We start from the raw sequence: 10,173 nt of genomic DNA, 5'->3' as shown, positions 1-10,173 counted from the left end.
TGAGTATGAGAAATTACTTGCCGAGCTATCTGCGTAATATCCTCTGGATAATGCAGACTTTCCAGAGTATTAACTGCATTTTTAGTCACACTCGCCCCGGGCTTAATCAGATAATCAAAGACAATTTCACCATTAACATACTGGCTATCAAAGTGATAATTCCGATTGAGCACATGAGAGGCTGAAACCAGCTCAATATCGTGACTGGAAACCATATAAAGACAGGGATGGCAGGCAAACCAGCGTACAATCCCTAAACCGGCTCCAATCCGCTCCACAGTATTGGTCCCCTTAAACAGCTCATCGATAAAAAGATAGTGAAAATCAGGCTGGGATAGACTAGAAATCATCCGTTGAATAGCCCTGCTTTCTGTGATGAAATAGCTATCTCCCGTTTCAATGTCATCCGACACATCCATGGCTGTCAAGACATGCCCATGCATCAACTCCAGACTCACACCACAGGCAAATCCCAAAGATTGGGCTAGAAGAATATTGACCGCAACAGTTCGCAGATAGGTCGATTTCCCGGAAGCATTGTCACCACTGATAACTATATTGGCTGAAAAATCGACATCGTTGGGGACAGGATTATCCAGCAAGGGATGATAAAGCCCCTGCCCCATTACGCACTTCTGCTCATGAAAGTCTGGCTGACAGGTGACAGGCAGGCGCTCACGATAATGTAAGACAGAGATAGCAGCCTCAAGTTTACCTAGAGTCGCTAAAACATCTGCTGCCGCTCTTTGATGATGCTGCAACTGCCGTGCCATATAGGACTGGGCAATGTTGGGTAGGAGAAATAGCATGTTGGCATACATCCCCAGCAAGTCCATTTCATTGGTGCTATTTTTCCGAATGAAAAAACCACCTAGCAACTTGGCCCAAGAAAAATATTGCAAGTTCTCTTTTAGTTCTCTCTGTTGAGAAAACGAAACCTTGCTAATGGCGTGTCCTGCCGCCAAAGCTATCACCAGATAATTCATCTGCTCCAAGCGCGCATTAAGGCTGATTTGTGTTTTTAGAGAAATGCCGATATTGACCGCTGCTGTAACGAGCGTAAACATGCCCCAAAACAAAGGATCGATAACCATCAAAAGCAAGCCAAGCAAAGGAAGCCCCCCTATGAACAACTCTAGATAAAAGAGGGAACCACCCTTTATAGAAGACCTACTCACCAAGCTTTTAGCCTGATTATAGTTCTTCTTGCCTAATTTAAAAAAAGCTAATTGCATCTCCAAGCGCTGGTCTGGATGCAGGCGTAATTCCTCCTGCAAAGTGGCAAAATCCCTATCCTCCTCAAATTGCTGCAATCGCATGAGGTTGTATAAACACTCTGAACCTAGACTGGAGTATGCATCATCTAGTTCGCGGAAAATCTTCTGAAAATCCAGGTCATGCCAGGTCTGGTCATCCACAAAAAAATCATAGGCTTGCAAGCTTTTATCCAACCGCAAGCTCTCTTCCAAACTAACATCCAAATCTCGCTTGCGCCCCAGATGATAGTAACCATCCCAAGCCTTAGCCAATTTAGACTTGGTTCGGATATCTAAAACTCGCTGAAAAATTGGAAACAAAGCCCACAGCAAGACAAGTAACAGAGGCAGATAAACAAGATAGTCATTCATAGGCAGACCTCCCTGATAAGGATACTAGTATTATATACCCATTTGAGCAAAGTCACAAGTATCTACGTAAGATTCATTTGTGAATGAAAACATCAAATTGACCTACCTGTCAGACTGAGTAACTCAACTAGATAAACTAAACAATCCTGGACAATTCACTGGATACGACTCTATTTAACCTCCTCTTGTCGCTTCCATATATGAAATTACAGCGGGATTCTATTCCTTTTTATAATTGCTAGCAAGGATTTGGCAAAACAAGCCTAGGAAAACCTAGGCTTGTTATTTTATAAGGAGCTTTTCTATTGTGAGTATCCAATCAAGATCATGCGTTCTTAATTTCACCTCTCATCTTACTCTTCATAGAGGGATTCCCCATTGCTTGCGATAACTTGCTTGTACCAGTCAAAGGATTTTTTCTTGTAGCGGTTGAAAGTACCTGTGCCATCGTCATTGCGATCAACATAGATAAAGCCGTAGCGCTTGCTCATCTCAGCTGTTGAAGCAGAGACAAGATCGATACAACCCCAAGTGGTGTAGCCTAGGAGTTCCACGCCATCTTCCAGCGCTTCTCCAACCTGCTGCAAGTGTTGTTTGAGGTAGTCGATGCGATAGTCATCTTCAACCGTTGGTCCATTTGGTCCTTCCACCAAGACATCCTTGGCTCCGAGGCCATTTTCCACGATAAAGAGCGGCAACTGGTAACGGTCGTAAAAGTCGTTCAAGACTAAGCGTAGGCCAATTGGATCCACTTGCCAACCCCATTCAGAACTTTCTAGGTAAGGATTGTTTAGACCTCCAAGGACATTCCCACGGCCAGAAGAATAACTTTCCGGATCATGGGCTTGCACCACGCTCATATAGTAGGAGAAGGAGATAAAGTCCACCGTATTTTGAGCCAAAAGTTCCTTGTCTCCTTCCGCAAACTGGATTTCCACCCCATTTTCACGGAAATAGCGGTTGAGATAGGCCGGGTACTTGCCACGGGCATGGATGTCCGAGAAGAGGTAGTTGTGATTTGAAAATTCTCGAGTTGCTAGGACATCCTCAGGTTTTGGAGTCATAGGGTAGGCCGGCATAGCAAGTACCATACAGCCGATCTTAAAGTCTGGATTGATCTCATGACCGATCTTGGTCGCAAGAGCTGAAGCCACCAGCTCATGGTGAACAGCCTGATAGAGGTCTTGCTTAGACAAGTCTTCTGCTGGTGTAGCAATCCCACCACTCATGAAGGGCGCATGAAGCACCGAGTTGATTTCGTTAAAGGTCAGCCAGTACTTAACCTTGTCCTTGTAGCGGTTAAAGACCGTGCGCACATAGCGCTCGTAAAAGCCGATCAAATCTCGATTGACCCAGCCATTGTAGGCACGCGCTAAGTGTAGCGGCGTTTCATAGTGAGAAAGGGTCACCAAAGGCTCGATCCCGTATTTGGCCAATTCGTCAAAAAGATCATCGTAAAACTGAAGTCCAGCTTCATTTGGCTCAGTCTCATCCCCATTTGGGAAAATCCGTGACCAAGCAATAGAGGTTCGGTAAACCTTAAAGCCCATCTCTGCAAAAAGGGCAATGTCTTCTTTATAACGGTGGTAAAAATCAATCCCTTCTAGCTTGAGATTGTCAGCTGTTGGTCCCTCAGTGATCACAGGATTGTGGTCCCCAGCCTTGACAGGAATACCCCCACGAGGGGTCACATCCTGAACAGACAAGCCCTTGCCGTCTACATTGTAGGCTCCTTCGTACTGATTGGCAGCAGTCGCACCACCCCAGAGGAAGTTTTTCGGAAATTTACTCATAACGCTGATCCTTTTCTTTTTTTCTTAGTTATATTATAATAAAGCAAGTCAGGTATTTCTTGCACAATTATAGCTTTAATTGATACTATCCTAGGAAAGGACACCTCATGCTAGATCTTGGACAACTGCATAAAAACATCCCCTATAAAAATCAACTCACACCCTACTCCATCACCCGAACCATTATGGAACAAGGGCTCCCGGACATTCTCTTTCACTGGCACCAGGACATGGAAATCATCTACGTCCATGAGGGACAGGCCCAGTTTCATATTGACTATGATTACTTTAATAGTGAAAAGGGCGATATCATCCTCATCCGCCCTAATGCCCTGCACTCTATCCATCCAATCGGTGATAACTACCATTTTATGGATGCCATTAATTTTCATCTAGACCTGCTGGGCTACTCGACTCGCGACCATGCTTCTATCGAATACCTGCAACCCCTCTACAATGGGCAACTGGACTTTGTCCGAGTTATCAAGCCCCATCAAGAAGCTTATGCTGCCATAAGAGCCTTGGTCATCGAGGCTATGGAAATCGGTTTTCATCAGGAAACATTTTTTGAGCTCCGCCTCAAAAGTAAATTGCTAGAGCTTCTCCATCTCCTCTTTAAACACGGGTATGTCACAACTAAAACCCAGTCCTCCGACGGTTACCGCAAGGAGGAAAAGATTCGAACCATCATTGACTATATCAATGCCCACTACCAAGACGAGCTGACCATTGAGCTCTTGGCCAGCATCTGTGGCTACAGTCCCACCCACTTTATGAATTTCTTTAAAAAACATCTAGGTGTCAGCTGCATGGACTACCTGATCCACTACCGACTCAAGCAAGCAGCTGAGCTCTTGCAACACTCCACTCTCTCGGTCCTAGAAATCGCAGCTGAGTCTGGTTTTACCAATCTCTCCAACTTTAACCGACAATTTAAAAAGGTCTATCAAATGACCCCCAGCCAGTATCGCAAGGAAATGAAAGCTTGAACACTTCCTAGAATAGTATCAGTTTTCCTCAGTAAAAAAGGAGAAAAACCCGTCTCAACCTCCTATAATAGAGGTAGAAACGAGCGAGGTGGAAATATGAAAAAAATCATTTTTTTAGACGTAGACGGTACCATCGTGGACTATGACAATCACCTTCCCGAATCGGCTGTCACTGCCATTCGCAGGGCGCGAGAACAGGGACATCTGGTCTATGTCTGTACCGGACGTAGTAAAGCTGAAATGCCTGAGGAAATCTGGGAGATTGGCTTTGATGGCATGATTGGAGGCAATGGATCCTATGTTGAGCACCAAGATCAAGTTCTCTTTCACCAGGTGATTCCCTTGGAAGTGGAAAAGCGAGTCGTTGATTGGCTAGAAAGGCGAGGGCTCGAATTCTATCTCGAGAGCAACAATGGCCTCTTTGCCAGTCCAAACTTCCGCGAAGCCTGTCGCCCAACCATTCGAGCCTATGCTTTAGGAAAAGGCGCCAATCCTGACCAAGTTTCTCACTTAGAAGCAGAAGATGCCTTTCATGGGATGGTCTTTGACGGCGAGCTCTATCGTGCGGATCTCAATAAAATCAGCTTTATCCTCAAGAGCTACCAGGACCATCTAGATTCCAAAAAAGCCTTTCCTGAGCTAAAAGCTGGAACCTGGGGTGGCAAGGGAGAGCATGCTCTCTTTGGAGACTTGGGAGTTGCTGCTATTGACAAGGCTCATGCTGTGCAAGTAATTCTAGATCACCTGCAGGCAGACCGCTCCGCAACCATTGCTTTTGGAGATGCCAAGATCGATATTCCCATGCTGGACTACTGTCAGATCGGCGTTGCCATGGGAAATGGCGGACCCGAGATTCTAGCCATGGCAGACCACGTGACCGATACGGTGGCTCAAGATGGTCTTTACAAGGCCTTTGTAGAACTGGAACTCATCTAAGGAGACAAGCAAATGACACAATTCCTTTACCTGATGCGTCACGGGCAAACCCTTTTTAACCAACGCCACCTGATTCAGGGCTGGTGTGACTCTCCCCTAACTAAGCTAGGTATTTATCAGGCGCAGGTGGCGAGAGACTATTTCAAACAAGCAGGCATCACCTTTGATGCCGCCTTTAGTTCCACCCAAGAACGGGCCACAGATACACTGGAAATCGTCACAGAAGGAGCCCTCCCCTACCAACGCATCAAGGGGCTGAAAGAGTGGAACTTTGGGGTCTTTGAAGGAGAAAGCGAAGACCTCAATCCCTCTATCCCCTATCGTGATTTCTTTGTCCCCTATGGGGGCGAATCCCAAACTCAGGTTCAAGAACGGATGGATACTACTATTCGCCAACTTATGGACGGGTCCGCTGGGAAACATATCCTCATGGTCTCCCACGGTGGTGCTCTCTTTAACTTTGCCCGCGTCCATGAGCACAACTGGGAATGCCAGCCCCAAGGGCATATCGGCAACTGCTGCATCTATGTCTTTCGCTATCAAAACCAGGAATTCTATCTAGAAACCGTCATTGATCATGATTTTAGTGCATGAAAAGAGTGACTTCATCACATAATAAAAACTTCAGAAGAGCCGTCGGAAAGACCATTTCTGAAGTTTTTTCTCTATCAAATTTTTAAAAAAGGGAAGTTACTCCTCTTTTTTGAGTGCTTCTTGCAACTGATAGACAGCGCCTAGCAAGCCTGCGTCATTGCGAAGTCCTGCAACTCCCACCTGGGGCATAAGCTGGTCTTTGACCTCCTGGATCATGATGTGCTGATCCATCACATCTCTTAAGGCCTGATGAACCCGATCGATAAAGTCTGGATTGGCACTGATGCCCCCTCCGATCAAGATCCGCTCTGGATTAAAAATCGCGACCATATTCCATAGATTGCGGGCCACTTCCTGCACATATTCCTCGATGGCTGCAGCTGCTCGGGGATTACTAGCTTCCTGCTCAAAGATAGAAAGGGCACTGCGAGTCGGTTCAAAGGCAGGATTAACCGCTATTTCCTTTTGGTTAAAGCGTTCACAGAGACCCATCAAGACCCCCATGTGTCCAGCTAGATAGGCTTCAATCCCTATCTGCTCCTGACCACTTTCCGTCAACATCCAGCTGAATTCGCCCGCAGCTCCAGTCATCCCACGAAGAACTTGACCATTTAGAACGATGCCCCCTCCGACACCAGTTCCCAAGACAATACAGAGGTAGTTGTCCACCGACTGAGCATGCCCCAACCATCTTTCTGCAATCGCAGCCGCCTTGCCATCATTTTCCACAAAGACAGGTAGAGAAAAGCGCTCTTCCAGATCTTTCTTGAGATGTAACCCGTAGAGACCTCGAACTGCTCCTGCCGTTAAAAAGAAACCATCACGGGTAATAACCCCAGGAGCACTGATGCCGATTCCTGAGATGATGGCTTTCGCTTGCAAGTCCGTGATAATGCCATACAGAGCCTGCAAGATGGCTTCTTTCTCCTGGGGCGTATCGATCAAGCCCTTCGATGAGAGCGAACCATCTGCTGCCACTAGGGCCGATTTGATCTGGGTACCACCGATGTCAATTCCAATAAACATATCCTTCTCCTACCCACGCTTCATGCGTGACAAATGAATGGTCAGGTAAAGTTGCTCATCCTCCGATACCTGATAATCCCTGGTCTGTTTAAGATGAGTGGCAATCTTTTCTGTCGTGCTATAAGCCTGTGGATACTTGACTTTGAGCAACTCAAACATCTCATTGTCTTCTAACTCCATTTGCCCTTTATCCGTCAAAACCCGCTCACAAAAAAATTTAAGATGGGTGATAAAGCGTTGAACATAGATATCAGTCTCTTCCAAGGGAGTCTCTAAACTATATTTGACAATCGTCATGATCTCTTCCATCAGTTGCGTCAGACTATGAGCGTTCGTACTGTTCTGTTGGAGGCCACTATTGACGATGGTCAAGGCCATAAATCCAGCTTCATCATCTGGCAATTCCTGCCCAAGATAGGTACTTAGGAGTTCATTTGCATAAAGGCCCACTTCATATTCTTTCGGAAAAAAGCGTTTGATGTCCCACATGAGAAAGTTTTTCATAAAAAAACCATCTTGAACACGCTGTTCAACCCCATGCATATGATCCGCCAAACTAATAAAGGCCTTGTCTTTGAGACTCAGTTCATGCTTTGCTTTCGCAAAAGAAATGACCTTATCTGCTAATTCCATCAATTCAGCTGGCAAATCGACAAAGAGTTGGTGGCTTTCTTGGGACAAGAAATAGCGCTTTTCGATAAGACTTCCAGCCAGTTCCTCACCGACTTTCTTGCCAAAAGCTAGGCCCTTACCCATTAGGATTACTTCCTGATCCTTTTCCTCGGAGAGCACCACATTGTTATTATAAATTTTATGAATAATCATTCCATCACCTTGATTTTCTCTTCCTTTTAGTATATCACAAAAAAAGAATGCAGAGAGTTTCTCCCCACACTCTTGGTACCAATCCTTTGAGAAAATTTCTCTTCAATGAGAGCTAATCAAGCCTCAACAACTCTTCCCCAAACTCGATCGTACCACTTGCAAGCGTCTCAACGCTTTCATAGTTGACTGTATTGGTTACGATGATTGGTGTTGTTACTGGATAGCCAGCTTCCTTAATCGCCTCCATGTCAAAGCTGAGTAGGAGTTGGCCTTTTTTGACTTTTGATCCTTGCACGACATGGGCGGTAAAGCCTTTCCCGTCTAACTCCACCGTATCCATTCCGACATGGATGAGAAGTTCTGCTCCCTCATCTGTCGCAAGACCAATAGCATGGTTGGTGGGAAAGAGCAGGCGCACTACACCGTCTGCAGGAGCTACCACTTCCCCAATACTTGGTTCGATAGCCACTCCTTGTCCCATAGCGCCACTAGCAAAGACAGCATCTGGCGTTGAAGCAAGGGGAACAACAGCACCCGTAAGAGGGCTAACAACGGTTTGAGCCACTACTGTTTTTTCTTCTTCTGAAACAGGTTCTACCTGGTCTTCTTTCTTAGCGTAAAGGGTTGGAACGGGTACAAATAATTGGATGACAAAGGAAGCAATAATTGCAATAGCAGTTCCGATCAAGGCCACGTAAACATGAGAGAAGTCTCCATCTGGAGTCACAAGAGATGGATAAAGGAAGATTCCCATAGCCCCAACGGAGTACATGGTCATATTAAAGGCACCCACAAAGGCTCCGACGATCCCAGAAACCGCACAAGAGATGATAAATGGTGTCCGCATTGGGAGGGTAACCCCGTAAATAGCCGGTTCTGTAACCCCAAAGATGGAGGAAATGAGGGCAGGCATAGCAACCGCTTTGACTTTTTCTTCTTTTGTCTTGAGAATAATCGCTCCCAATACCCCAGTTTGAGTAAAGTTTGGCAAGAGAGCTGCCGCAAGCAAGCTTGAAAATCCATTGGTCATCACATCTAGGATGGCAATCGGTACCAAGCCCCAGTGAAGTCCAAACATAACCATGACTTGCCATAAAACACCAAGTACAAATCCATAGAGAATTGGGCTAAAGGCTTGAATGCTTGTAAAGGCAGTGGCAATGAGACTAGAAGCTGTATTGGCAATCGGTCCTACCAACAAGAAAGTCAAAGGAACGGACACCAGCAAGGTCACAAATGGAACAATGAAAAGCTTGATGGTATCTGGTGTCACTTTTTTCATAAATTTCTCAATGTGAGAAGCCACCCAAACCGCTAAAATCGCTGGAATAACGGTAGAAAGGTAACCGCCTCCTGGCATAGAAAGCGGAATACCAAAGAAATTGGCTGCTCCTGCCTCACTAAGAGCCTTGACACTCGCTTCCAAGTTGGGATAAACAAGAGCTGCCGCAATCGCCATCCCTGTAAATTCATTCATCTTGAACTTACGAGCAGCATTAAGGGCGATCATAAAGGGTAGAAATTGGAAGAACCCATCCCCTGCTGCCGTTAAGACCAAAGCAACTCCATTATTGGCTGCTGTCCAGCCTAGAAAGGCGGTCAAAATAGCAACAATACCCTTGATAATCCCTGCCGCTGCCAAAGGACCAAGAAAGGGCTGAAAGATAGAGGATACAATATCAATGAAGGCATCCAAAGGATTTTTCTTAACCCCATCGCCTTCGTCAACATCAACTGAGCCTGCTCCCTGCAAGCCACCGACAGCTAGCACCTCTGCGTAAACGTCTGGCACGTGGTTTCCGATAACCACCTGATACTGGCCACCAGCCTTCACAACAGTCACGACACCATCGCGCTGCATGAGGTAGTCAGTATCGGCCTTGCTCTCGTCTTTAAGACAGAAACGCAAGCGGGTCACACAGTGCTTGAGACTGCTGACATTGTCACGTCCACCGACGTGGTCTAAAATATCTTGAGCTAATTCTGTATACTTAGCCATAATGGATCCTCCATTTTTTACTTTGTTTGGTTTTTGTTCTCTGTAAAAACATTTTTATAAATGCTTTTTGACAAACAAAAAACCTAAACACATACCAAATAGAAACCGTAGTCAGAGCTACTTCTATCTTGTATTTGTTTAGGTTTTGCCTGCATGACCAGTAACAATCCATAAATTAAGTATACCATAATTCAATTTTTTTTGCAAGCGTTTTCTACACATTTTTTAAAATTTTTACACATTTTAAAAAATGTGTAGATAAAACTTATTTTTTCTTGAGCATTCGGTCGGTAACATCTCGAGTAAACATGCAAACCTGTTTAAAAGAAATTCTGTCTTCCTTTGACTTTTAAAGCATTCTGCATTATAATAGAAAAAAATAG

The 10,173-nt window shown here is 45.3% G+C and carries 8 protein-coding genes; 3 read left to right on the top strand and 5 right to left on the bottom strand.

Going from position 1 to position 10,173, the window contains the following annotated elements:
* Positions 1–1,628, bottom strand: a 1,628-nt coding sequence (locus tag STRDD10_RS03825) for a MutS-related protein (protein WP_082782036.1), incomplete at its 3' end; no start/stop codon positions are given.
* A gap of 353 nt (positions 1,629–1,981) precedes the next feature.
* Positions 1,982–3,421, bottom strand: a complete 1,440-nt coding sequence (locus STRDD10_RS03820; RefSeq protein WP_067193266.1) for a glycoside hydrolase family 1 protein — start codon at positions 3,419–3,421, stop codon at positions 1,982–1,984.
* A gap of 107 nt (positions 3,422–3,528) precedes the next feature.
* On the opposite strand from STRDD10_RS03820, the gene STRDD10_RS03815 reads away from it, so the two are divergent.
* The 3 genes from STRDD10_RS03815 (at position 3,529) to STRDD10_RS03805 (ending at position 5,940) form a co-directional block, all read left to right on the top strand.
* Complete coding sequence (locus tag STRDD10_RS03815; protein WP_067193265.1) at positions 3,529–4,410, top strand: AraC family transcriptional regulator; 882 nt, start codon at positions 3,529–3,531, stop codon at positions 4,408–4,410.
* 96 nt (positions 4,411–4,506) lie between these two features.
* Entirely contained in the window at positions 4,507–5,346 is an 840-nt protein-coding gene (locus tag STRDD10_RS03810; RefSeq protein WP_067193263.1) for an HAD family hydrolase, read from the top strand.
* Between the two features lie 12 nt (positions 5,347–5,358).
* Entirely contained in the window at positions 5,359–5,940 is a 582-nt protein-coding gene (locus STRDD10_RS03805) for a histidine phosphatase family protein (RefSeq protein ID WP_067193262.1), read from the top strand.
* A gap of 96 nt (positions 5,941–6,036) precedes the next feature.
* Here the strand turns inward: STRDD10_RS03805 and STRDD10_RS03800 are convergent, their stop codons facing one another.
* The 3 genes from STRDD10_RS03800 to STRDD10_RS03790 form a co-directional block, all read right to left on the bottom strand.
* On the bottom strand, positions 6,037–6,966 hold the full coding sequence (locus STRDD10_RS03800) for an ROK family protein (protein ID WP_067193260.1): 930 nt from the start codon (positions 6,964–6,966) through the stop codon (positions 6,037–6,039).
* Between the two features lie 9 nt (positions 6,967–6,975).
* Positions 6,976–7,791 (bottom strand): PRD domain-containing protein, encoded by an 816-nt coding sequence (locus STRDD10_RS03795; protein ID WP_067193259.1) that lies wholly within the window; start codon positions 7,789–7,791, stop codon positions 6,976–6,978.
* Positions 7,792–7,903: 112 nt separating this feature from the next.
* Positions 7,904–9,790, bottom strand: a complete 1,887-nt coding sequence (locus tag STRDD10_RS03790) for a beta-glucoside-specific PTS transporter subunit IIABC (protein ID WP_067193257.1) — start codon at positions 9,788–9,790, stop codon at positions 7,904–7,906.
* Positions 9,791–10,173: the final 383 nt, after the last annotated feature.

It is taken from the genome of Streptococcus sp. DD10, from assembly GCF_001578805.1.
Classification (GTDB): domain Bacteria; phylum Bacillota; class Bacilli; order Lactobacillales; family Streptococcaceae; genus Streptococcus.
Note: the sequence above shows the minus strand (reverse complement) of the source record. Positions and strands in the feature narration are given on the sequence as shown.